The sequence below is a fragment of the Oscillospiraceae bacterium genome, from assembly GCA_009780275.1.
Classification (GTDB): domain Bacteria; phylum Bacillota; class Clostridia; order Oscillospirales; family UBA929; genus WRAI01.
The window spans coordinates 1-23,675 of record WRAI01000019.1 but is presented as its reverse complement, the minus strand read 5'-3'; the positions used below and the strand labels follow the sequence as shown (position 1 = coordinate 23,675).

Annotated in this window: 28 protein-coding genes; 6 read left to right on the top strand and 22 right to left on the bottom strand. The window is 46.8% G+C overall.

Features of this window, described 5'->3' with window-relative positions:
• Nucleotides 1-4: 4 nt before the first annotated feature.
• Nucleotides 5-775, bottom strand: a complete 771-nt coding sequence (locus FWE06_06745) for a sugar phosphate isomerase/epimerase (GenBank protein ID MCL2546876.1) — start codon at nt 773-775, stop codon at nt 5-7.
• A 171-nt stretch (nt 776-946) separates the two neighbouring features.
• Nucleotides 947-1,111 carry an Arc family DNA-binding protein gene (locus FWE06_06740; protein ID MCL2546875.1) on the bottom strand — a complete coding sequence of 55 codons (165 nt, stop codon included), beginning with the start codon at nt 1,109-1,111 and terminating at the stop codon, nt 947-949.
• 144 nt (nt 1,112-1,255) lie between these two features.
• On the opposite strand from FWE06_06740, the gene FWE06_06735 reads away from it, so the two are divergent.
• A complete protein-coding gene (locus FWE06_06735; protein MCL2546874.1) occupies nt 1,256-1,420 on the top strand; it encodes a hypothetical protein in 165 nt (54 codons plus the stop codon).
• Between the two features lie 10 nt (nt 1,421-1,430).
• Here the strand turns inward: FWE06_06735 and FWE06_06730 are convergent, their stop codons facing one another.
• The 8 genes from FWE06_06730 to FWE06_06695 form a co-directional block, all read right to left on the bottom strand.
• Nucleotides 1,431-2,339: a sugar phosphate nucleotidyltransferase gene (locus FWE06_06730; protein ID MCL2546873.1), complete on the bottom strand. Its 909-nt coding sequence runs from the start codon at nt 2,337-2,339 to the stop codon at nt 1,431-1,433.
• Between the two features lie 148 nt (nt 2,340-2,487).
• Entirely contained in the window at nt 2,488-3,777 is a 1,290-nt protein-coding gene (locus FWE06_06725) for an O-acetylhomoserine aminocarboxypropyltransferase/cysteine synthase (GenBank protein MCL2546872.1), read from the bottom strand.
• Between the two features lie 278 nt (nt 3,778-4,055).
• Nucleotides 4,056-4,433, bottom strand: a complete 378-nt coding sequence (locus FWE06_06720) for a hypothetical protein (protein ID MCL2546871.1) — start codon at nt 4,431-4,433, stop codon at nt 4,056-4,058.
• 248 nt (nt 4,434-4,681) lie between these two features.
• Nucleotides 4,682-5,893: an RNA polymerase sigma factor RpoD gene (gene rpoD, locus FWE06_06715; GenBank protein ID MCL2546870.1), complete on the bottom strand. Its 1,212-nt coding sequence runs from the start codon at nt 5,891-5,893 to the stop codon at nt 4,682-4,684.
• Nucleotides 5,894-5,990: 97 nt separating this feature from the next.
• A complete protein-coding gene (locus tag FWE06_06710) occupies nt 5,991-6,440 on the bottom strand; it encodes a GNAT family N-acetyltransferase (protein MCL2546869.1) in 450 nt (149 codons plus the stop codon).
• A 71-nt stretch (nt 6,441-6,511) separates the two neighbouring features.
• Entirely contained in the window at nt 6,512-8,185 is a 1,674-nt protein-coding gene (dnaG, locus tag FWE06_06705) for a DNA primase (protein ID MCL2546868.1), read from the bottom strand.
• Nucleotides 8,182-8,745: a hypothetical protein gene (locus FWE06_06700; GenBank protein ID MCL2546867.1), complete on the bottom strand. Its 564-nt coding sequence runs from the start codon at nt 8,743-8,745 to the stop codon at nt 8,182-8,184. Before FWE06_06700 ends, dnaG begins: the two co-directional genes overlap by 4 nt.
• Before the next feature lie 86 nt (nt 8,746-8,831).
• Nucleotides 8,832-9,821: a deoxyguanosinetriphosphate triphosphohydrolase gene (locus tag FWE06_06695; protein MCL2546866.1), complete on the bottom strand. Its 990-nt coding sequence runs from the start codon at nt 9,819-9,821 to the stop codon at nt 8,832-8,834.
• A 203-nt stretch (nt 9,822-10,024) separates the two neighbouring features.
• On the opposite strand from FWE06_06695, the gene FWE06_06690 reads away from it, so the two are divergent.
• Nucleotides 10,025-10,717 carry an MIP family channel protein gene (locus FWE06_06690; GenBank protein ID MCL2546865.1) on the top strand — a complete coding sequence of 231 codons (693 nt, stop codon included), beginning with the start codon at nt 10,025-10,027 and terminating at the stop codon, nt 10,715-10,717.
• A 34-nt stretch (nt 10,718-10,751) separates the two neighbouring features.
• The gene (locus FWE06_06685) at nt 10,752-11,459 is read left to right on the top strand and encodes a VTT domain-containing protein (protein ID MCL2546864.1); all 708 of its coding nucleotides are present in this window, start codon (nt 10,752-10,754) and stop codon (nt 11,457-11,459) included.
• On the opposite strand, the gene FWE06_06680 is transcribed toward FWE06_06685, so the two are convergent.
• The 6 genes from FWE06_06680 to prfB form a co-directional block, all read right to left on the bottom strand.
• Nucleotides 11,456-12,787, bottom strand: coding sequence for a glutamate decarboxylase (locus tag FWE06_06680; GenBank protein ID MCL2546863.1), 1,332 nt, complete (start codon nt 12,785-12,787; stop codon nt 11,456-11,458). The genes FWE06_06685 and FWE06_06680 overlap by 4 nt on opposite strands.
• A gap of 41 nt (nt 12,788-12,828) precedes the next feature.
• A complete protein-coding gene (locus FWE06_06675; protein MCL2546862.1) occupies nt 12,829-13,434 on the bottom strand; it encodes an HD domain-containing protein in 606 nt (201 codons plus the stop codon).
• Complete coding sequence (locus FWE06_06670; GenBank protein ID MCL2546861.1) at nt 13,416-13,754, bottom strand: ArsC family transcriptional regulator; 339 nt, start codon at nt 13,752-13,754, stop codon at nt 13,416-13,418. Before FWE06_06670 ends, FWE06_06675 begins: the two co-directional genes overlap by 19 nt.
• Before the next feature lie 75 nt (nt 13,755-13,829).
• Nucleotides 13,830-14,756, bottom strand: a complete 927-nt coding sequence (locus tag FWE06_06665) for an aminoglycoside phosphotransferase family protein (GenBank protein MCL2546860.1) — start codon at nt 14,754-14,756, stop codon at nt 13,830-13,832.
• Between the two features lie 24 nt (nt 14,757-14,780).
• Nucleotides 14,781-15,221 (bottom strand): GNAT family N-acetyltransferase, encoded by a 441-nt coding sequence (locus FWE06_06660; GenBank protein MCL2546859.1) that lies wholly within the window; start codon nt 15,219-15,221, stop codon nt 14,781-14,783.
• Nucleotides 15,222-15,296: 75 nt separating this feature from the next.
• Nucleotides 15,297-16,349, bottom strand: a complete 1,053-nt coding sequence (gene prfB / locus FWE06_06655) for a peptide chain release factor 2 (GenBank protein MCL2546858.1) — start codon at nt 16,347-16,349, stop codon at nt 15,297-15,299.
• Between the two features lie 202 nt (nt 16,350-16,551).
• Between prfB and FWE06_06650 the strand changes: the two genes are divergently transcribed.
• Both FWE06_06650 and FWE06_06645 read left to right on the top strand, forming a co-directional pair.
• On the top strand, nt 16,552-17,724 hold the full coding sequence (locus FWE06_06650; protein ID MCL2546857.1) for an NAD-dependent malic enzyme: 1,173 nt from the start codon (nt 16,552-16,554) through the stop codon (nt 17,722-17,724).
• Between the two features lie 71 nt (nt 17,725-17,795).
• A complete protein-coding gene (locus FWE06_06645; protein MCL2546856.1) occupies nt 17,796-18,623 on the top strand; it encodes a LysM domain-containing protein in 828 nt (275 codons plus the stop codon).
• Between the two features lie 20 nt (nt 18,624-18,643).
• Here the strand turns inward: FWE06_06645 and FWE06_06640 are convergent, their stop codons facing one another.
• From FWE06_06640 to FWE06_06615, 6 genes are all read right to left on the bottom strand, one after another.
• Nucleotides 18,644-18,925 (bottom strand): hypothetical protein, encoded by a 282-nt coding sequence (locus tag FWE06_06640; protein MCL2546855.1) that lies wholly within the window; start codon nt 18,923-18,925, stop codon nt 18,644-18,646.
• A gap of 123 nt (nt 18,926-19,048) precedes the next feature.
• Nucleotides 19,049-19,912, bottom strand: coding sequence for a M48 family metalloprotease (locus FWE06_06635; GenBank protein MCL2546854.1), 864 nt, complete (start codon nt 19,910-19,912; stop codon nt 19,049-19,051).
• Nucleotides 19,913-19,998: 86 nt separating this feature from the next.
• The gene (locus FWE06_06630; protein MCL2546853.1) at nt 19,999-21,015 is read right to left on the bottom strand and encodes a hypothetical protein; all 1,017 of its coding nucleotides are present in this window, start codon (nt 21,013-21,015) and stop codon (nt 19,999-20,001) included.
• A 39-nt stretch (nt 21,016-21,054) separates the two neighbouring features.
• On the bottom strand, nt 21,055-21,531 hold the full coding sequence (locus tag FWE06_06625) for a hypothetical protein (protein MCL2546852.1): 477 nt from the start codon (nt 21,529-21,531) through the stop codon (nt 21,055-21,057).
• Between the two features lie 176 nt (nt 21,532-21,707).
• A complete protein-coding gene (locus FWE06_06620; GenBank protein ID MCL2546851.1) occupies nt 21,708-22,187 on the bottom strand; it encodes a hypothetical protein in 480 nt (159 codons plus the stop codon).
• A gap of 297 nt (nt 22,188-22,484) precedes the next feature.
• Nucleotides 22,485-22,628, bottom strand: coding sequence for a hypothetical protein (locus FWE06_06615; protein ID MCL2546850.1), 144 nt, complete (start codon nt 22,626-22,628; stop codon nt 22,485-22,487).
• A 392-nt stretch (nt 22,629-23,020) separates the two neighbouring features.
• Here FWE06_06615 and FWE06_06610 point away from each other — a divergent pair, with 392 nt between their 5' ends.
• Nucleotides 23,021-23,314 (top strand): toll/interleukin-1 receptor domain-containing protein, encoded by a 294-nt coding sequence (locus FWE06_06610; GenBank protein MCL2546849.1) that lies wholly within the window; start codon nt 23,021-23,023, stop codon nt 23,312-23,314.
• Nucleotides 23,315-23,675 lie beyond the last annotated feature (361 nt).

The window sequence follows — 23,675 nt, the reverse complement described above, 5'->3', positions numbered from 1 at the left end:
GCCCTTAAGCACCAACAAACTTTCGGATATTCGCCGCGTCAATCGCAATCGATTCAAAAATGTCCTTGTCAAAGCTTTCGCGCTCAACAATAATACCGCGGTGCAGTACGCCCATATCACGCATCGCTGCCACAACGGCTTCAAAGTCAATAATGCCGTTGCCAACTTCTACGCAATTCTCTGCCGGGTCAATTTCCTTATAATTGGCGTTCAAATCCTTGAAATGCGGCGGCGTCATCCGATTGCCCCACTGCCGCATATATGCCGCAGGGTCAATATCATAGTAACGCACCCATGCCGTATCAAACTGCGCGCGCATCGTGGCACGAATTGACGGGCGCAACAGCGTTTCCTGAATGTACTGGTCGTTGCGCACCTCAAATTCCGCCCAATGATTGTGGTAGCCAAACTCAATGCCAAGCTTAGCAAAATGCATCGTCGCCCCAATCAGTTTTTCACGGGCTTCTTCCACGCGCTCACAGCTCTCCACCGTTGACCCTGAGCAATTGGCAAACGGCATCCCTAACTCTTTGCAAAACGCCGCGAAGCTTTCCAGTTCCTCATCAAATCGCTGAATTTGAAAATGCGTGGACAACGGCGTCAGTCCAATGTCTTTCAATTCCTGTTTCAACTGCATTGCAGTGCGCCCGCCGAACTCGCCGGCAAATTCCACAGCATCATAACCAGCCTCTTTGACCTTGCGAAGCGTCCCTAGGAAGTCATCGTGAATAACCGAGCGTAGCGAATATAGCTGGATGGCAATAGGTGTCTGCATAAAAGTTTTCCTTTCTTTTCCTCGCTTTTTCGCGAGGCAAAATCCACAAACAGTATAGCCGTTTACTGTGAATTTGTAAAGCCCCGATTGACTTTATCATCGAGGCATTTTTTGCGTGCCAAAATGCGCGTAAACAGTGACACCAAAAAACATATTGTGGTGTGAGGGATTTTATGCAATCGTGCCGTTCTCTTCTTCAAAATCGGCGATGTGTTTCAGAATCAATTGCTCAATTTCCTTATTTGCCGAGCGACCATGATATTCAGCAATGTATTTCAGTTTATCCATGGTCTGCTTCGGGATGCGCAACGCGTAATGCGGCAATTTTGATGGCATGCTATCGCTCCTATCATATTGTCTTTATGGCAATATGATAGCAACAAAGCGAGAAATTATGTCCACATTGACAACAAGGTGACACCACTGTATAATAAAAGTTACATTCACCCATACTATGCCCGAACGATTGGAGGCTTTTCCATGCCCGATTATCAAAAGCTCTATCACATGCTCTTTAACCATATCACTGACACCATTGAGTCATTGCAAATGATTCAACGCCAAGCTGAAACTATTTACATCAACGGTCAAGACCCGCCGCTAACACTGTTGCCCGGCGTAGAGCAAAGCGAACCCAATGAATAATTTGCACGCATCATTCCCACAACGGCGTTAAATACGCACCACTCTCCGTCATCGCCGACAACGCTGCCACAACTTTCTCGCGATCTTCACGATAGGTAAACCCATACCAACGACTCTCAGTCGGCACGACTTTCATTTTAAGCTTTCCTTTTTTAAGCAATGCGTCAATTGCTGTCGGCAGGTAAAATTCAACGTTTGATAAGTCATCCTTATGTGCTTGCAACAACGCCTCAAACTCCTGCCACAGCAATGGCAGAATTTCCGGCGGCAGACCAAACATCGTCACCGACACCGGCGTATCAGCATCCAAGTCTTCGCCTGTGATATTGTCATGCAGCCGCCCGTCACGCATTTGCAACTCAGTGCGCTCAGTCAACGAGATAAGATTGCCGTCAGCGTCCATCTCACAACATGCTCGTGATACCGAGCCGTACTCCGTCATAGTATTTTGCGCCTGATAGCCGATAAGGCAGCTTTGCAACGGCGATTGTGCCTTGTCCATAGTCGCTAAAAACTTCGCTACTGTCATAAAAGCATCGCGCCCATAAAAATCATCAGCATTGATGACGCAGAACGGCGTTGAAATGCTGCCAAGGCAACTCACCACAGCATGCCCTGTCCCCCAAGGCTTTTGTCGCCCATCAGGATAGGCAAAGCCATCGGGCAAATTGTCATTGCACTGGAAACAATAATCAACGTCAATATGCTCAGCGATCCTGGCACCGACATTTTCTTTGAAGTCGTCCAGCATTTCCTCTTTAATAACAAATAGAACTTTGCCGAATCCAGCCTGTATTGCATCATATACAGCGTATTCCATCAATAATTCATCGTGCTTGCCCACTGGCTCAATTTGCTTCAAGCCACCAAACCGGCTGCCCATCCCGGCCGCCATAATCACTAGGGTTGGTTTTGTCATATTTACACCGCCTTACGCGAATTTTGCACCATTATAGCACGAAAACAAATAAATGACAAGTAGCGGCAATCATCGACTGCCGCTACCGTTTTAAAATACTTTTTACAATGCCGGAACAAAAGATAACAGACGGGCTTCTATTCCTAAACTAGCCCGCTACAGCCTCAAACGCCTGCCTCAAATCTCCAATAATATCATCAATATGCTCAGTTCCAATCGACAATCGAATAGCATTGGGTTTAATGCCTTGTTCCAGCAATTCAGCTTCATTCAACTGTGAGTGCGTCGTGCTGGCCGGGTGGATAACAAGCGACTTTGCGTCGGCGACATTGGCAAGCAGCGAGAATAACTCCAAGCTGTCAATAAAGGCTTTGGCACGCTCAGCATCACCCTTGATTTCAAACGTAAAGATTGACCCCGTGCCATTCGGAAAGTATTTGTTATATAACGCATGGTCGGAATGTGTTGTGATGGCAGGATGATTAACAGCCTCCACCTGCGGATGGTTAGCCAAATAGTCAACCACTTTCAGTGCGTTTTCAGTATGCCGTTCAACCCGTAACGACAGCGTTTCCAGCCCTTGCAGGAACAGGAATGAGTGGAACGGACTAATCGTTGCACCGGTGTCCCGCAATAAAGTGACACGAATTTTGATGATATAAGCGAGATTACCGACAGCTTCAGCCAATACGACACCGTGATAACTTGGATTGGGTTGCGACAATCCGGGGAATTTATCGTTCGCCGCCCAGTCAAACTTGCCCGAATCGACGATGATACCGCCAATCACTGAGCCATGCCCGCCAATAAACTTCGTTGCCGAGTGAACAACGATATCGGCACCATGCTCTATAGGACGAAACGCATACGGCGTAGCAAATGTGTTATCGACAATCAGCGGTATGCCATGCCTATGCGCAATGTCGGCAACCGCCGCCACATCGACAATGGTACAGTTTGGATTGCCCAGTGTTTCGATAAAAATCGCTTTTGTTTTATCGTTGATAGCTGCCTCAAAGTTTTCCGGCCTACTGCCGTCAACAAACGTCGTATCAATGCCGAATGTCGGCAGCGTGTGCGCAAGCAAGTTATACGTGCCACCGTACAAGCGGTTATCCGATACGATATTGTCTCCCGACGCTGCAATGTTTTGAATAGCATACGTCACCGCTGCCGCGCCCGATGCCGTCGCCAACGCGGCCACACCGCCCTCTAACGCCGCTACGCGTTTTTCAAATACATCCGATGTGGGATTCATCAGCCTGGTATAAATGTTGCCCGGTTCAGATAAGCCAAACCGCCCTGCGGCTTGCGCACAGTCTTTGAATACATATGATGTCGTCGCATAAATCGGCACAGCACGCGCGTCAGTCGCCGAATCTGGCGCCTCTTGCCCCACGTGCAACTGCAGCGTCTCAAATTTATAGTTTTTATTCACAGTTATATTCTCCTTGTTTTCATAAAAATAATATTTTTGTATGTTATGTAAGGACAGACCAGTCTGCCCGTTATATCTTAATTATATCCCATGCCGCCGGGCGGCATCAGGGAAAACACCATCATTTGCACAACGGCCAATTCCACAGTTGTCTTAGATAAATACCGCATGATATGCACGCCCTTTCCTAAATTTTGAAATAAAGTATATCACAGATAGGCTGACAAAGCAAGAGGGCAAACGATGTTCACCCCCTATATTTTTTGTCTTTATCGGCTTCATGCCTGGCCGCTCACTGCCGCACCTATGTGTCGGCATGAGTTGCGCCGTAACAGCCGCGGGAAACAACACCTCATATAAGCTATCCGGGTCGCTTGACGCCACGAAGTCTTCAATATTCTCGCCCGTGTATACCTCGATAAACCGCGCAGGCGTGAAATGCCCTCACGCCAAGACGTATTCAGCACACGTTGAGAGCGTTGGGATAGCAAACCTAAGTCAAAAGCGCGTTCAATGTAATCATATGCCCGGTCGTTGGGCGGAATGGCGTCGCGTATCCATGTACCTGCCATGGCCATGCCATCGTAATTTTCCATCAGTTCATCCGCCGTGAAAATAAACTCACCCCACGGATTGATTGCAGACCCACGACCCATGTTCTGCCATATGCCATCCAGGAGTTGAACACCCCACCCATATATATTGCTCTCACAAGTTTGTCGCACCGTTAAACATGCCAAACATGTATGTTACATTGCTTGTGTCCCAGTTTGATAAATCAAAACTTGTCAAACTATATGTCCACTGGAACACCATTGCCAACACCATCACATGCCGTAAGTACTCGCTTAAACATAAAATCCCTTCCAAAGCACTTTCCTGCGCCGTAACTACAATCGACTCGCTAATTCAAGTAGTCCCTCAACTTCTTGCTCCGGCTCGGGTGCCGCAATTTCCGCAGCGCTTTGGCCTCGATTTGCCGAATGCGTTCGCGTGTGACGTTAAACTCGCGCCCTACTTCTTCCAGCGTTCTCGCGCGCCCGTCCTCAATGCCGAACCGCAGCTTCAGCACCTTTGCCTCCCGTGCCGTCAGCGTTTCCAACACATCTATCAGCTGCTCTTTCAGCAGCGTATAGCTTGCTGCCTCTGATGGCTCACTGGCGCCCTCATCGGGAATAAAGTCGCCCAAATGACTATCCTCTTCCTCACCAATCGGTGTTTCCAAAGATACCGGTTCCTGCGCAATTTTCATAATCTCATGCACTTTTTCAATGGTAATGCCCATCTCAACAGCAATCTCCTCAGCTGTCGGGTCACGCCCATACTCCTGCAGCAACTGCCGCGATACACGAATCAAGCGATTAATCGTCTCCACCATATGCACGGGAATGCGTATCGTCCGCGCCTGGTCGGCAATGGCACGCGTAATTGCTTGCCGAATCCACCACGTCGCGTAGGTTGAAAATTTGTAGCCCTTAGTGTAGTCGAACTTCTCAACGGCCTTAATCAAGCCCAAATTGCCCTCTTGAATCAAATCAAGGAACAGCATTCCGCGCCCGCCATAGCGTTTGGCAATGCTGACGACCAAACGCAAATTGGCCTCAGCCAACTGCATTTTAGCCTTCTCGTCACCTTCCATCATACGCCGCGCCAAATCAACCTCTTCATCGCCGCTCAACAGCGGCACTTTACCGATTTCTTTGAGGTACATCCGCACCGGATCATCGAGCGAAAAATTCTCGGCTAACAACTCGGGATTTGCCAGTTCCTCAGGCGAAACTTCCTCGTCAACCGGCATCAAAGGCACGCCTTCCGGCGGCTCTTCCAGTTCCATAACAGGCAATTCGAGCGGTTCAAGCGACTCAATTTCCAGCGTCGCTTCTTCTAGATTGACATCAATGCCGCCTTTTTCTAAGCTCTCGAACAAATCATCGACTTGCTCGGGCTCAACAGTTACATCTTCCAGCGCATTGGCAATCTCTTCATTTTCCAGTTTACCGCCTTTTTTCTTCCCTAATTCGAGCAGTCCTTCCAGCGCGTCAAGCTGCTTTTCCAGCTCACTTTTACCTTTTTGCGTTTCGGCTATTTGTCCAATGTTTTTCTCTTGTTCTGTCATGATGATGTTCCTTTCTTTGGCGGCGCGCCTTGCACGTCCGTGACTTTTTGTGTTAATCATATTCATCTGCTGCGATTAGCAACGGTGCAGAAAATGCTTATACTGTGCGCTTCAATACCATTGGAAGCTCGCCATTTTCATCTGTTTCGCCTGCAATAAAAAAGCCCAATTCCTCATACAGTTTTATCGCAATGCCATTATCAGGCTTTACATGCAAATATATAATTTCAAATATGGGATTACTTCTAATATATTCCAAAACAATGTTCATCGCACCTTTTCCATATCCCATTCCTTGATATTTTTCGTCAATCATGATTCTCCATATTCCACATTCTTTCTCTGCCTCATCATATTCGAGCATTACAAACCCAACCATTACTTCATCTTTATAAATACAAAATGGGCGAAAAATTGAATCATGCAGCCATGCCTCGGCTAACGAGCGCATATTATTGGCGCAATGTTTTCTTTGCTCTTCTTTCACTTGAAGGGTAAGACATTCATCAAGCATATCATCATTCAATATTTTTCTTAAACTAATCATTATCTATACCACCTAATATGAATGTCCTGCACTCATCGACGCAACCACGCCGCTCTCGGTTCGAAAAATGTTCAATTCTGTTGCCGTCGGCGTTCAAGCAAAATGGCAACCTTATCGTCGCCCTCTGCTTCCGCGATGCCGCTTTGCGTTTCTATAATAGTCAAGCAGTCCTTGATTGCCTGCGGTGCGGCGGCCGATGGTTTTTGCAACAGTTTCCCCAACTTGCCCGACTGCTCTTGCGTTAAGTCAAGCGTCGACACCCCGCCGCGTGTTTGCTTTAACCGCGCGAAAATGTCTTTTGCAAACGGGTCGGACAGCTTGTCCTCATTGAAGTCGGGCGGTAGCTTATCCCACAATGTGGGGTCAGTCAACAGCAAGCGCAACAAATCTTCCTCAGCACTGAACAATTTTGCCTTTGCACCGTGTGTATTGCCACCGACGGTGCGCAATGACTGCCTCGTTTCTTGCTTGCGCCGCTTGCCCAACATGCGCTCAACTTCAGCTGCCACTACCTGATGGTTGACTTTGGCCAGCTCGGCCGCTCGCCCGGTGTATACTTCGCGCTCAATGGGGCTGGCCAACAAGGCAATAAAGGCAACGGCATCTTTCAAAAATGCCACACGTCCCGCATCGGTCTCTAAATCGTGTCGCATTGCAATCTCGGCCAGCGAATGGTCGGCATGCGTCTGTGCATGGTCAAGTAGCCGCGCGAAAGCATCCCGCCCTTTGAGCTGAATAAACTCATCGGGATCTTTCGCCCCCTGTAACGACAGCACACGCACATTCAGCCCCGCCATTTGCAGAATGGGTGCGGCACGGGCAGCGGCTTTTTTGCCGGCCTCATCGCTGTCAAAGGCAATGACAGCCTCCTTTGCATACCGCGCAATCATAGCGGCGTGGTGCGCCGTAAACGCTGTGCCGAGGCTGGCAACCGCGCAATCAAACCCGGCCTGGTACAACGCCAGCGTATCGAGATACCCTTCGGTCAAAATAATCCGTCCACCCTTAGTGGCTTTTGCCTCATGCAAGGCATATAGCTCACGGCTTTTGGAGAAAATCGGCGTTTCCGGCGAGTTGAGATATTTCACCGCCTCTGCACCAATCGCCCGCCCGCCAAAAGCAATCACCCGCTTACGAACGTCCAAAATCGGGAACATAATGCGGTGCCGAAACTTATCGTAATAGCCGCCCTTTTGGTTCTTGGCAATCAATCCGGCTTTGAGCAAATCATCCTTACTGTACCCTTTGGCTGTCAAGAATTTGAGCAACGCGTCCCAGCTGTCGGGCGCGTAACCGACACCAAATCGCTTGACAATAGCAGGCGATAACCGACGCCGCTGCAAATAATCGGCCGCACTTTGGTGGACTCTCAGCTGCTCATGGAACCAACGCGCTGCCTCACGATGAATATCAAGCAACCTTGTAATCAGCTTGTGACGATCATCGTACGTGTGTTCAGGCAGCACCAATCCGACACGCGAAGCCAAAAAGGCAATCGCCTCTTGAAAGCTGAGATTCTCGACATTCTGCACAAACTGCACAACCCCACCGCCCGCGCCACAACCGAAGCAATAGTAAGCCTGCTTCTCCGGCGTAACGTTAAACGACGGCGTCTTCTCATTGTGAAACGGGCAAAGCCCGATCCAGCGCCCGCCTTGGCTTTTCAAGGTCGTGTAACCGCTAATCAGCTCGACAATATCAGTCTTGAAGGTGACCTCATCGAGGAATGCAGGAGGAAACATCATAGCCTACACCCCCTTTTCATCAACAAGACACCTATCCCTGCGAGTCCTGACAAACCAACGGCCACAATCATCGCCACACCGGCATCACTTGTATGTGGGTTAGTGCCAATCAGTACGATTTGTCTTTCCACCGTCCATGGCATACTACCAACAAAATCTTCGCGCCGGCTAATATACATCGTGTGTAATTCATTTCGACGATGCCCATCGGCGGCACTAACCATACGTAATACAAAGTATGCATTATTTCCACCAAACGGCATCATAAAGCGATGGTATACATAGCCGCCATTGTCAGAGGACAAAATCACAGCGTTGCCCTCGCGGTCAGCCATCGGTGTTGCTCCGACAATCAATCTATCTTCTCCTTGTTCAAAATTAAAAAAACTTTCAAGCTGGTCGAACCCATACGCATGGAACTGTACGCCTTCCATAGGCTCACCGAACTCGTTGACCACCCGTACGCGAAGCGTGAACCATGTAGGCGGCTGCAACGCGCTTACTCCAACAGTTCCCGTAAACAGCAAGGCAACTATCAAAATGCTAATTATTTTTTTCATGTTGCCTCCTACTTCGTTTTAGAAAACATTCGTTACTGTGCCACGTGCTACGCACGACATTACCCATTGCTAGTTACTAACTTGCCCTACGCCTCCCATCCTTGCGGCTCAAATAACATCCTAAACGTACTAACAGCAAACTGGTCGGTCATCCCCGCAATATAATCGCACGCCCCACGGCTGACATCGGATTTGTCATACTCATCGGGCAGTACTTCGGGACGGTCGATATAGTAATTAAACAGCAACTTTACCAACGACTGCGCCTTAGCATTTTCGTCTTTGGCCGCCGATTCGAGATACACATTGTCGAATAAAAATTGCCGCAAGTCCAACATCGCCGTTTCAACCCGCGGCGACATAAGAATATTAGACTTGTCAAAGCTGTTCTCAATGACATCAGAAATCAGCGTGTTAATGCGTGTACTGTGGCTGTCGCCCAGCACCGCAATGCAGTTACCCGGCAAATCAGAGGGTTTTAGCAGCCCGCCGCGCAATGCATCATCAATATCATGGTTGATATAAGCAATCCTGTCGGCTTTATGTACCAGCCGCCCTTCCAGCGTTACAGGCGGCGTGCCGCCTGAATGGTGCTGAATGCCATTGCGTACCACCTCGGTCAAGTTTAAGCCCTGTCCGTCCTTTTCCAGCACTTCAACAACTCGTAAACTCTGGGCATTGTGCGTAAACCCGCCGGGCATCACTTCGTTGAGAATATCCTCACCGGTATGCCCAAATGGCGTATGACCCAGGTCATGCCCCAGCGCAATCGCTTCAGCCAAGTCTTCATTGAGCCGCAATGCCCGCGCCATTGTCCGCGCAATCCGCGCCACTTCCAATGTATGCGTCAACCGTGTACGATAATGGTCTCCTTCTGGTTTGAGAAACATCTGCGTCTTGTGCATCAGGCGGCGAAACGCTTTGCTGTGCGTAATACGGTCAATATCGCGCTGAAAACAAGTCCGCGTCGGACATGGTTCTTCGGGCATGGTACGCACATCACAGACATCACTATACGCCGCATAACGTGACAAAGTGTTTCGCTCACGATTCTGCTGTTCAATTCGGCACTGCATGGCCATCCCCCACTTTCTATCCCCTATTATTCTTTATACCCGACGGAGCGACAAATCTCCTGTTTATTTTCTGCTTTTTTTCGCAAAATTTATTTGGCAATATTGCGCCAACGAGCAAAACACGCGTGTCAGAGGAAAAACTTGCTTTTGTAAACCTGTCATGGTATAATTGCGTCAAAATAATCAGCAAAGGAGCAGTCACTATGTCAAGTAATACGAATAAAAAGTACATATCGGAAATCGTTGGTACAATGGTCTTGGTCTTCATGGGCTGCGGCAGCGCGGTATTCTTGGGTGCAGATGTCAGTGGCGGACATTTAGCGGTTGCACTCGCATTTGGCCTTTCTATTGTGGCAATGGCATACGTCATCGGCGGCGTATCAGGCTGCCACATCAATCCCGCTGTTTCATTAGGTGCATTGTTAGACAAGCGCATTAGCTTATCCGATTTTTGCGGCTATGTTATCTCGCAAATTTTCGGCGCGACCATCGGTGCGGGGCTGTTGTACGTGATGTCTAATATTGCAAACATAGACCATACCGGAAATCTCGGTTCAAATCTTACGGCCAATGCCGGCGGCATTGGCGGCGCGTTTCTTATCGAGGTGATTCTCACCTTCATTTTCGTGTTGGTTATCCTCGGCGTGACTGCCGACAAATCCAAAGGCGCGGTTGCCGGTATCGTTATCGGCTTGACCCTTACCTTTGTGCATATCGTAGGCATTCCGTTGACAGGCACATCTGTCAACCCGGCCCGCAGCATCGGCCCGGCGCTTTTCGCAGGCGGCACAGCATTGAACGACCTTTGGGTGTTTATTGCCGCCCCACTCATCGGCGCGGCATTGGCTGTCATTGTTTATACAGCAGTTAAAGTCAAAGAGGACACAGTTTCCTAAGCACGGATACCAACGCCTTCACAGGAGTATAGCTATGAAGATGCACAAGGCTTTAATCGCAGTCGCTATGGTGGTGTTTTTTTGTCTCTTGCTTGCCATGGTGGTACAATTGTTTCCCCTTATTCGGGGTATTATCACCCATACCGATGACGAAACAACGCTTGTGACAACGGTGCAATCTTTTGGGTGGCGGGGCGTTCCCGCTTTGATTGGGTTGGCGGCGTTGCAAGTTATTGTACCAATTATTCCGGCGCCGGCAGTCGGAGTGCTGACCGGATTAAGTTATGGTATTTTTTTTGGGCCGTTTATCTTTCTTGCCGGAGTGGCGTTGGGGAATATGTTCGTTGTGGTTTCGGTTCGTCAATTCGACGGGCTGATCAAGGCTAAAAAGACGCCTAAGAATAAGCTGAAAAAGTCACACAGAACCATCAAACGCCCTGAGTTTGCAGCATTTTTGCTAACCTTACTGCCTTGGGTTTCGAGTGTCGGGCCATACTTGTTTGCTGAGACCAAAATTATATTGTGGAAATATATTATCGCGGTTGTGGCGGGCAGTGTGCCTTCCGCGGTTTTCTATGTATTTCTAGGCGACCGTATTTCACAGGGCAGCTATACGACAGCCATTGTGATGGGTGCGGTTGTGGCGGTCGCACTGGCGGTGGCTTTGATTTTCCGTAAGAGGTTGATGGCAGCATTGATGGAAGAGCCGCAGGCAGCGGCTGTTAGGGAAGAGCAGGTTTAATGATGGAATACCGCATTGGGGCGGGCGGACGTTTTTACATTTGTTTCTTCTAGGTGCGCGACGTGGGCACGGATGTCGTCAATCAACCGCCCCGCTAAGTCCATGCTCAGCCCGTTACGCACGACAATGCGCTGGACAGTGATATCAGTCAAGCCGTCGGGCATGGGGTAGGCGGGCACTTGCCAGCCTTTCATACGCAGGCGGTCGGATAAATCGTACAGTGTCCAATTGCGCGCCGGATCTGATTTCAGCATCCATGCAAAAACGGGAATATCCGACGCGTCATTCCAAAGCGTGAACGGGCCAATACCGGCAATTTCATTGGCCAGGTATTGCGCGACGCGCATCGTTTCATCTTGCACAGCTTTATATCCTTCGTAGCCGTAGCGCAGAAACGCCCAATATTGCAGCAGGATTTGCGCACCAGGGCGTGAAAAATTTAATGCGAAAGTCGGCATATCGCCGCCCAGATAGTCAACTTTAAAGACAAGGCTGTCGGGCAGCAAAGCGGCATCACGCCAAACGATCCAGCCTACACCGGGGTAAACCAGCCCATACTTGTGTCCCGATGTGTTGATAGATACGACGCGCGGCAGCCGAAAATCCCAAACCAGTTCGGGCTGTGCAAAGGGCGCAATCATGGCACCTGATGCACCATCAACATGGATTTTGATGTCAAGCCCCGTCGACGCTTCAATATCATCCAGCACTGCCGCGATTTTTTCGACCGGCTCATACATGCCGGTGTATGTCACGCCAAGGATAGCGACCACACCAATGGTATTTTCATCGACGTATCGTGCTAAGTCATGACCATCAAGTACTTTATGCTCCCAACTGATGGGCACGTAGCGCGGTTCAATGTCGAAAAAATTGCAGAACTTTTCCCAACAGACTTGCACGGCACTGCTCATGACGAGATTGGGTTTGTCCGCCGGCTTGCCCGCCACACGGCGCTGCTCTTGCCAGCGGCGTTTAAGCGCCAGTCCGCCTAACATACACGCCTCAGATGAGCCGGTAGTCGAACAACCGACGGCAATTTCCGGATTAGGCGCGTGCCAAAGATCGGCCAGCATGCGCCAGCAATACATCTCAATGGCCGCCGTCTGGGGATATTCGTCTTTATCGATGGCGTTTTTATCATACGCCTCGGCGTAAAGTTTGTCGGCGCGCTCGTCCATCCACGTTGTGACAAAAGTCGCCAAATTTAGGCGGGCGTTGCCGTCGAGCATGGACTCGTCACGCACAATTTGCTCGGCCGCCTCGGGCAACATGGATTGCTCAGGGAAAGTGTATTTTGGTACGGGGGCTGTGCAGTCTTGAGACATGGTGAAATCCGCCTTTTTATGTGTATTTTGAGATATCGTCCCTACGGAATCAGCCAGCCTTTTGCAGTGGCATCAGCGATGGCGACTTCGATATAATTCCAGAGTGAGGGCAGCGCTGCTTTGACAGGCAGCATGCGTTTATAGGCTTGTTCAACAGTGCCATGGTATTTTATCCAGGCCGGGCCGCCGGTGTTGTATTGATTGTAAAAGGATTGCAGGACATCAATGGCTGCGGCGTACAAGGCGTCCGGAGTTTGCATGGCGTCGAACTCCTCCCATAAGGTTCGGTACTCGGCGGCTTGCGCGGCGGAGAGCAGACCGAATAGTTTGTCGGCGGCGGCTTGTTCTTTGGCTTCTTTACCGACTTGAGCGGATTTGTCGAAAGCCGGGGCGTCGCCGGCATACACTTCCACTAAATCATGCACAATTGCCATTTTTATGACGCGGTTGAGATCGACGCCTTCAATGCCGCAATGTTCAAACAGCGTCATAGCCATCAGGGCGAAGTGCCACGAGTGCTCGGCACTGTTTTCCTGTCGTGTTTTGTCGAGCAACCACGTTTGGCGCTGCACTGATTTTAATCCATCTGCTGCAGCCAGGAATTTTAGCTGACTAGCCAATTTCTCCGTCACAACCACGTCCCCCATATTTCTATATTTACACCCACCGTTGCCATCTTCCCATTCCGCACGATCGGCGTACGCAACAAGGCCGGATAATCCAACAACGCCTCAATTTTATCTTCCTCGTGCGCCAAATAGCTCACGTTTGCCGCATCGGGGTGTTTGTCATTGAGCAACTTTTCCAATCCGCCGACCGCTTTAACAACAGATTGCAACTCCCCGCGGCTAATGCCATAGCGCGGCAAGTCGATGTTCTGCACTTTAACGCCGCGTTCTTTGAAGAACCGCTCAGCCTTTTTGGTGTCAAAACACTTTGATTTTCCGAAAATTTGAATTATTGGCATGATATTCCCCCACGCGACAAGTCGCACGGGAACCCCCTTTTTATTTTATCGGCGGATTAGCCGGCGAACGAACTTTTATAGTTTTTGCTCATCTATATAACGAAAACTACCCTCTATCCAACCGTCAATGTACTCTTCAATTATACCAACTTCCACCCGCGAATCCAGAAACGCATTTAGATAGAAAAAGAAGTACCAATACGCATAAAATGCCAGCCGCTCGATACGCAACGTGTAATCAATGCCGTTTTGTTGCAACGCATTACAAAACGCATCCCGCGCCCAATCCCATTGACAGCACACCCAAGCATCACGCTCAGGAGGCGCAAGCAGCACACCGTCCCAATCAACAATATAATTTCTGTCACAAGATTGGAGAAAATTCCCGCCTGCGTCACCGTGCGTGATAACGAAGCCGCTTGTATCGCCTTGACACAATTTTGCAGCCGCTTTTAACCGTTTGGCTCTATGCTCGATTTTATCGCGATTTTTCTCCAACAGCGCAAGGACTTCTTCGCGGCCAAGCGCACGCCAGCGCCGGAAAAACAAATCTACCTCACTGCTTGAAAAATCCTCGCGCGGTATGCACAAACCATCGGTCGGCACGGTATACACTTTTGCCAGCAGTTGATATTCCACAGGTTTTGTGTCTTCATTTTGCGCATTCTCGCCGTCAATCCAAACGAAAACGCCTAGGATTGCGCCGTCAAATTCGGCAAACAAGCCGCCATGTTTCGTCTTTACAATTCGGCTGATAAAATCAATGCCGTGGTCGCAAAGATGTTGGGTGATTGGCAAGCTGTGCTTGTAAACTTCCTTATGTTCAACGGCATACACCAATTTTAGAAAACACCGAGTATTTTTCGTGTTTATTTTCCATGTTTCGCCGTAAAATCCACGCTTGGCAGGCGCAATGTCGGTTACGGTAATGCCGTACTCGCGCCGGATAAAATCAAGCAAACGGTGTTTGTATGCTTCATCGCGATTTGTGTTGCTGTACATATGTGTCTCCAATCATGCATTACACTACGTATCAATCCTCACCAATTCAACAAGTTCCTTATTACGATACACCAAATCATCCCGCGCGGCAAAACCCTGTTTTTCCCAAAATGTATTGCCCTTTTCGTTTCTCGCAAATGCTACCAAAAGAACTTTGCTGATGCCCTCGCGCTGTAAAGCGTTCATCGCAGCATCAACAAGCAATACACCGACACCTTGCCGTTGATGGCTTTGTGCCACAGCCGTATGGCAAATACGCCCTCTGCGTCCATCGTGTCCGCTCAAAATTGCGCCAATTATTTCACCGTCCATTTCGGCAACAAAACAAGTATTGGGATTCCGCGCCAAATATTTGGCAATACCCTCACGTGAATCATCGCGGTCATTTAGCCCCATCCCCGGGGTATTGCGCCATAGGGCGTATATCGGCGCATAATCGTCGATTGTCATGGTTCGTATGGTCATGTATTTCCTCCAAATTCCCCGGCTCCCTCTATGAGGGAAATGTTCGCCCCTACATGGGGTTCGGCAAATCACGCACTACCCTACCAACGACTTCAAATACGCATGAATAAACCCATCCAAGTCCCCATCCATCACGGCTTGAATGTTGCCATTTTCAAAGTTCGTGCGATGGTCTTTCACCAACGTATACGGCATAAACACATAGCTGCGAATCTGGCTACCCCATTCAATGGCTTTCTGCACACCCTTGATGTCCTCGATTTTATCCAAATGCTCTTTTTCTTTAATCTCCGCCAATTTTGCGCGCAGCAAACGCATACACGTATCTTTGTTTTGGTGTTGACTGCGCTCGGTTTGACACGCTGTGGTAATGCCTGTCGGTATATGCGTAACACGCACGGCCGAGTCAGTTTTGTTAACTTTCTGCCCCCCCGCACCGCTTGAACGGTGTGTTTCAACGCGAATATCCTCGTCACGGATGACAATATCGGCGTCATTCTCAATGTCGGGCATAACTTCTACCGCTGCAAACGATGTATGCCGCCGCCCCGATGAATCAAACGGCGAAATGCGCACCAAGCGATGAATGCCCATCTCACTTTTGAGATACCCAAACGCCCGCTCGCCCTCAATGAGCAAGCTGGCACTTTTCAGCCCCGCGCCGTCGCCATCGAGGCTGTCAAGCAACTTGGTCTTAAACCCGTGCCGTTCCGCCCAACGGATGTACATCCGCACAAGCATCTCGTTCCAGTCCTGCGCCTCCGTACCGCCCGCACCCGCATGGAAGCTTAAAATCGCCGCGCAATCGTCGTATTCGCCGCTTAGCAATAATTCCAGCCGTGCGGTTTCGATATCTTCAGATAGTTTTGCAATATCACCGCCCAAATCTTCGGCAAACGACTCATCATTTTCCAGCAACGCCAGCTCGCACAGTTCCAGTAACGATTCATACTGCCCCTGCACCGCCTTGGCACGGCTGATAATATCCTTCTGCTTTTTCAGTTCCTGCAAAATTTTCTGCCCGGCATTCGGGTCGTCCCAAAAGCCCGGCTGATTGCTCTGTTCTTCCAGCGCATCGGCACGTGCGGTGACCTCGTCGAGCTTCAGCGTTTCCACCCATTCTTCCAACGGCTGCCGCAGGCCATCCAAACTGCGCTTGTGTTCTTCGAGTAATAACAAGTGAAACTCCCCCTACATTTACATTCTAATACTTTTATTTTACGCCAAATTGCAGCCGCCGTCAAGCAGCATGTAAATTTGCACTGTATGCGCTATTTATGGTATAATATTTTAAACTTTAAATCATTAAATCAATCGCAGGAGCAAATTTATGAACTACAACCAACAAGCCATGCAAAAACACGCCGAATGGGCGGGTAAAATCGAAGTCATCAGCCGTGCGGCGGTCAGTGATAAAGAAGAACTATCAGTTGCCTATACGCCCGGCGTTGCTGCGCCCTGTTTGGCAATTGCCGAGGACGTAAATTTATCTTACACACTTACTCGTCGCCATAATTTGGTCGCTGTCGTCACTGACGGCACGGCGGTACTCGGCTTAGGCGACATAGGCCCCGAAGCCGGCATGCCTGTTATGGAGGGCAAATGCGCTTTGTTTAAGGCATTCGCCGACGTTGATGCGTTCCCACTTTGCATTCGCAGTAAGAGTGTCGACGAAATTGTAAGCACCATCACCCTGCTGGCCGGCAGTTTCGGTGGCATTAACCTTGAAGATATATCCGCCCCGCGCTGTTTTGAAATCGAGCGAAGGCTAAAAGAATCCTGTGACATTCCCATCTTCCACGACGACCAACACGGCACGGCGGTGGTCACCGTCGCCGCTATGCTAAACGCCATGCGGCTGACTAAGCGCAATTTATCTGATATGTCTGTAGTCGTCAACGGCTCCGGCGCGGCGGGCATAGCTGTGACACGGCTGTTGATGAGCATGGGTTTGCGTAAGGTTATTCTATGCGACACCAAAGGCGCAATTCACAGCGGCCGTGCCGATTTAAGCGGGGAAAAAGCGGCCATTTCCGAAATTTCCAATTTGGAAAACAAGCGTGGAAATTTACATAATGTTGTCGAAAATGCAGATGTTTTTGTTGGGTTATCGGCACCGCATGTGTTAACACGAGAGATGGTTGCCAGCATGAATGCTGACCCGATTATCTTCGCCATGGCAAATCCTGTACCCGAAATTGAGCCACAAGACGCCATCGCGGCAGGCTGTGCCGTCATTGGTACAGGACGCAGTGACCACCCCAATCAAATCAACAATGTGCTGGCATTCCCCGGTATTTTCCGCGGCGCACTGGACGTCCGCGCAAGCGACATCAACGACGAAATGAAAATCGCCGCCGCAAAAGCGATTTCCGACATTATCCCCGACAACGAACTCCGCTCCGACTATATAATCCCCGCGCCGTTTGACACCCGCGTTGCGCCGGCAGTAGCACAAGCAGTAGCACAAGCGGCGCGAGACACAGGAATTGCGCGGACATAAAGGGCGGACGCGCAATACGCGTCACAGTGATGCATATCATGATAGTGATTTTTCTATAAGGAGTTGCTTGCATGAACAGTACCACACCTCATACCATTCGACCGGGTGATAACCTCTACCATCTGGCGCAAGTGTACCACACCACCGTTGCCTCCATTTTAGCACGGAATGAAAATCTTGACCCGCACAATCTTACCATCGGACGTACTATTGATATCAACGCCAACGATTTTTCCATTGAGCCAAACGACATGCCGCCGCAGACAATGACACCAACATTGAATATATCTCAACTCCAACTCGACATGCGCACGGCGTGGTCACAGCACGTGTTTTGGACACGGCTATTATTGGTCAGCATTGCGGCACGGCTTGACGATGAGGCCGCCACGACGGCGCGATTGCTAGAAAACCCGGGTAACATTGCCTCGATTTTTGCTCCCTACTTTGATGCGGCGATGGTGGGCGATGTTGAACAATTGCTAACGCAACACTTGCAAATCGGCGCACAGCTGATTACAGCATTGCGCGACAAGCAAAATAACCAGGCCGCACAGCTCAGTACGCAATGGTACGAAAATGCCGATCAACTGGCGGCAGCGCTGCACGCCATGAACCCGCGCTATAACCTTGAAGAACTCAAAACCATGATGCGCACCCATCTCGATTTAACGACCAAAGAGGTCGCGGCACGGTTGGCGGCGCGGTATGAGGATGATATCGCCGCCATGGATGAGGTTGAGCGCGAGGCGATGATGATGGCAGACTTCAAAAAAAGCCGCTCAACCCCCTGTCCTGCAATCATTATACACATTTTGTGCGATGTTGTCAAATATTGTTTTTTTGCCACTTTTACCGCGCAAAAAAACATATCAAAAGTCAAGGACTTTCGGTATTGAAAGCCCTTGACTTTTTGTTTCTATAATTTGTTAAGACCCAGCCACTCATATATGGTGTCCATGTCGTGCCAAAAGAGGTCATTCAACTGCGTTTCGTTAATTCCGTTTGGGTATATGTCTTCTAAAATTGCTTCAATTGTGTCAAGCTGTTCCCATGTAAGTTCTTTCACTCTGTCAACGGCTCCTGCCCAAAACTCGAAGTCCCTTAACTTCATCTCATTGTAGACTAACATTGTATTATTCTCCTTTGATTCATTTTCGCCTGTCGGCGTAATGATGTGCCAACCCTTATTGAATGTCATTGTCAACCCCAACGCCTCGACAGAGGGCAAAAAAAATAATACCTCGAATACAAAGGCATTATTTTTATGAGGGTTTACAATGGCATTCAATAAGGGTACACTTAGAGGCGCAGATAGGCAAATTTAATTAAGCTGACTTTCCAACCGCTCCAAATAAGCTATCCTGTGCGCAATATGAGGGTGTGACGCTTTCGATTGCTCCGACCAACTCATTTTTCTGTTTATAGATATTTTCTGCAAAAGGTACAACCCTGAAATCAGCTCCCGACCATGTCCAATATCAAGGGCAAATTTGTCAGCTTGGAATTCATTAAATCTACTATTTGAAGCAAGTATCGTTTGCCCTAAATTGATAAACACAAATACGCTAACATCAACAAGCACCCTTGCAATAAGCGTGAAAATTGAAAATATAGCACCTATATAATTAAGGTCAGCTACTATATCTGAAACAACTTGAACTACAAACAATATTGCCCTAAAAATCCACACAAGCACAGTAAAGAAAAAGTTGCCTATTACAGACAACAACAATGCCTTTGTATGACCATGTGTGATATGCCCCAACTCATGGGCTAATACGCCTTTTAACTCGTCCGCTGTAAATGTTTCTATTGCTCCTTTGGTAACGGCAACAGTTTTTCGTCCCATAGCAAAAGCATTTACATACATTGCGTCCATGATGTAAAGTTTTATGCCTTTGTTCAACTTCGGATTGACTTCTATTGCGTTTTCGTAGACTTCTTCAAACAGCGGGAGCAAATATTCTCGCTCTTGCTCGGTTGACGGCTCTCGGCAGTTTTCCGATATTTGCAGTATTACTTCGCCGATGGGCGATAGAGCGATTGTAATAGATACACCGTATATTATTGACACCCAAATAAAGCTATCACGAGTACCGCCTAACATAAGCCCTGCAATGAGGAAGTATAGTACAAACCAAATGAGATACAAAGAGTTTGAGGCTATGAATTTTAATGCTCGCATATAACAACTCCCAGAATAACTAATATCTAGTAATTATTTATTCTGGGACGATAATTTATATAACAGATAGCAAAATAAACATAGATTTATTGTATGCTAAGGTGTGGCCTTTGAGCAGGATAAGGGTGAATTTTATCTATGTAAAAAAGTGCCAATTCGTTTGCCATTTTTCTTTCAAGATTTCTTATTATTTCATGTTTTAGCAAGTCATATTTTCGTGTGAATTCCTCGCCATCTTCTTTTGAAATTAATGGATTTTTAAATGTAGCAAGAGAAACGACGGCCTCAATATATTTTGTTTTAACGTTGTCACTATTTACGATTGCGAAATGTTTGCAGATAATAGAGCCAGGGTAGCCCGCTTTATCGTATTCAGACCTATAATATCTACCTTCCTCTTTGCCTAACTTTTTTGCTGCATCTCTATCAGTGCGAAGAACATCTTTTTTTCGAGGATGAAACGCAAAAGGGTCTTCTTTTACTAATACAGAATAAAATGTGCTACGTGGGTCATTGGCAAGGTCATTAAAGGTTTTCGCAGTAGAGTGAGAAGTATCATCAATTGATTTCCAGTCACTAGAACTACCATCTAAAAAATGTATTTTATAAGCTAGAGTTGTCTCTACATCTGCTGTACCCCTTCTGCCAAATAAATCTAACACACTTATCTCAAATTCATCTCTTATTTTTATAAGTTGTTCTTGAGGGTCTGTGATGATTGGTGATTGTTCATACTGTATGCCATGTATATTTACGTATTTTATGTACTTGTTGATGTTTCCCAAATTAGTAGTTCTAATCTTATTGATACTCTGCACCCAACGGCTGTATAGTAAGCATTCATCGTTGAGAAATTCGTAACACTTTATAAAGTGTTTATATTTTTCTTCAAGTTTTGAATAGTTTTTTGCATAGCGTCTTTGTAATATAGCTACTCTAATCTGAATTGCTATAAGAAAAAATAACACAAAAAAAGTCAAAAATAGATTTATTTCAAAACGGTTTGCAACAAAAAACCAAGTCGTCAATAAAAAAGAAATAGTAATGTTAATAACTGTTCCCCAATGCCGTTCGGTTATGTTTCGTTCTATCAATTTTAGCATTTGTATAGTACCCTTTCAGTCAACTAGATAATTAAGGCTTTATCTTTCTCTATCAATGCCATTGTTTGTTTTTTCAGTATTGTAACGTGGTGTTACTTCCCTTGCTATTCTTTCTGCATCATCTTTAGAAAAGTCTCTTGCTATACAGCTATTGTATACAGAGTTAAACCTAAAATTGTAATCTTCTTGACTTTCATTGGAAAAAAGGGACTCTATTGTTAAATGTGAATAGTTGACGTCTCTTTCAGAATTTTTATTAATATTTTCTTCTGAGTAATCAAAGTCTTCTGCCACTATTTCTATTGCTTTTTTGCGAGCTTCCTCTTTCGAGAGAGTACTTTCTAGCAAACTATAAGTCATATGTTTTACACGCAAGTCAAACTTTTTCTTAGCAAAATTGTTAAGAAGATTATAAAGTTCCTCTGCTATCATGGCTTGAGTTGTCATATTGTTCTTCCCTTTCCTAAAAAAAGACTTTATCTTTTGTACAATGGTTTTATTTTCTTGTTCTCTCAAACCTACCTCTTTTCTTTCTACACTATTTAACATAATCATACAGCAAAATAGCCGAAAATTCAACCCTTGATTTCCACTAAAAGCATTAAGCCTAGAAACGATAATTTCTAGGCTTAATATTTTTTGTTTTCTACAATTCTATTCGTTTATAGCGCAGTTAGAAGTGCTTGCGCCCATCACCGCAACGTATTACTCTTCGCGTCATATTCGCGGATAACGCGGTAGTTATAATACCTGCGATTTCCAACAACTATTGGCACGTTTGATGTCCTTTCTACTTTTTCAAAGATAGCCCCCTCAGCGTGCCTATAACTCATTTGTATATTTAACTGCCGCACACCTCGGCGCATTTCAGCTGTTGGTTGCCCACCACCTGCAACAACGACAGGTCGGTTATGTCTAGGCGGTATCTGTATTGCACCATCTACAATAAAGGGGTGACTTGTTGAAAGCTCATGTACCCAATTTCCATTATCGTCAATAACGCCAACCATATCTGGAGATAAGTTTGCCACGATGTTATATCCACCACCACTTGCAATGACAAACTCGTATTCGCGGTTGTTATCATTGCTGCTAGATTGATTATCAACAGAACAGCCAACTAACAGAATGGCACATACCAAGATAAAAATAAAACTTCGCAAATATTTCATACTACACCCCCAACTAATCCGCACAATCTCTACAAAGGAATATATGAAAGTCCATTGCATTGTAACGATGGGTAGTGGCACGTCCACCACACCGCCGACACGTTTCTACGCACTCCCGACAATAAAACCGTTCTGTTCCTCTTTCGGTGGTCATTTGCCGTGTTCGACCCGTATGTCCGCCACTTACACGCCAATGACAACTATTATTGTGTATATATGCGTTACCGCTACACGCTGACAAATTCACTATCAACAAAGCCCCACAAATCATTACAACTAAGGCACATCTCAACCGTTTCATGCTTTTGCCTCCTGTTGCAATCTAGCAAGACGCATAATGTGGTCACGAATTTCTATAATGTCTAAGATAAGCATAAATACCCAGTAAAAAACGCCCTTTCTAAGGTATTTACCGTCCCCGCTTGCCAGTAGTCTGTTCATAAGTAGTCCCTCCGTGTTTTTGATGTAGGTTTTTACACCTTATCGCATTATACGGCAAGATTGTCTAATTGTCAAGGCTGCAATCAAGGGTATTGCAATACGGTTTTATTGTAGTACATTTTTCTGTAAAATTATGATAATAGAAAGGTGGACACAATGAACATAGAATTGAATATAAAGCATTTGTTGGATAAGAGCGGAAACACAAAATATTGGCTAGTAAAGAAGTTAGAAACAGACTATCGGTTTGCAACAAAACTTCTTGAAAATGAAACTAAATCGATAACTTTTCAGATGATGGGAAAGTTATGCGACATTTTCAACTGCACACCGAATGATTTGTTTACTATAAAAAATAAGTAGGATAAGGTATTTAAAATGGAGGTGTAGTAATGAATAAACCCGTTGTATTCTTTAGCCATTCAAGCAAGGATAGCTCTATGGTTTCAGCTCTAAAAAACAGATTGAACGATATTACAGGTGGTGTTTTAGATATTTTTCAATCAAGCGATGGACAAAGTATACCTTTTGGACGTAACTGGGTACATAAAATTGAAGAAGGTTTAGCAAATGCAACTGTTATGTTTGTTTTTGTAACACCAAATTCCATATCCTCAAATTGGATATATTTTGAGGCTGGCTTTGCTTATTCAAATAGCGGGAATATTATCAGCTTATCCTGGTGAATTTGAGTTAGTTCCTGAACATATTGGCTCTTTTAAGTATACGCCTAACAATCTTAATTTTTGTATTATTGACCGAAATAAGCATGAATACAATAAACCCCAACGCTTCGTATTAAATATTTACGCTCTTTCCGAAAAAACAAATTATAATGATGTACAACAGTTTATAGAAAAACTATCCCATATAGGTGTTATATCGCTAATAAACACTTGAAAAGCTATGCAAAATATTGGACTGCACCCCAAACGATTTATTTACAATAACATAAGTAACGCCCCGCAACATCAAGCTGCGGGGCGCATATTATTCTCTAAAACGGCAAATTAACCTTAACTTTGCAATGATAGTTACTATCCCTAG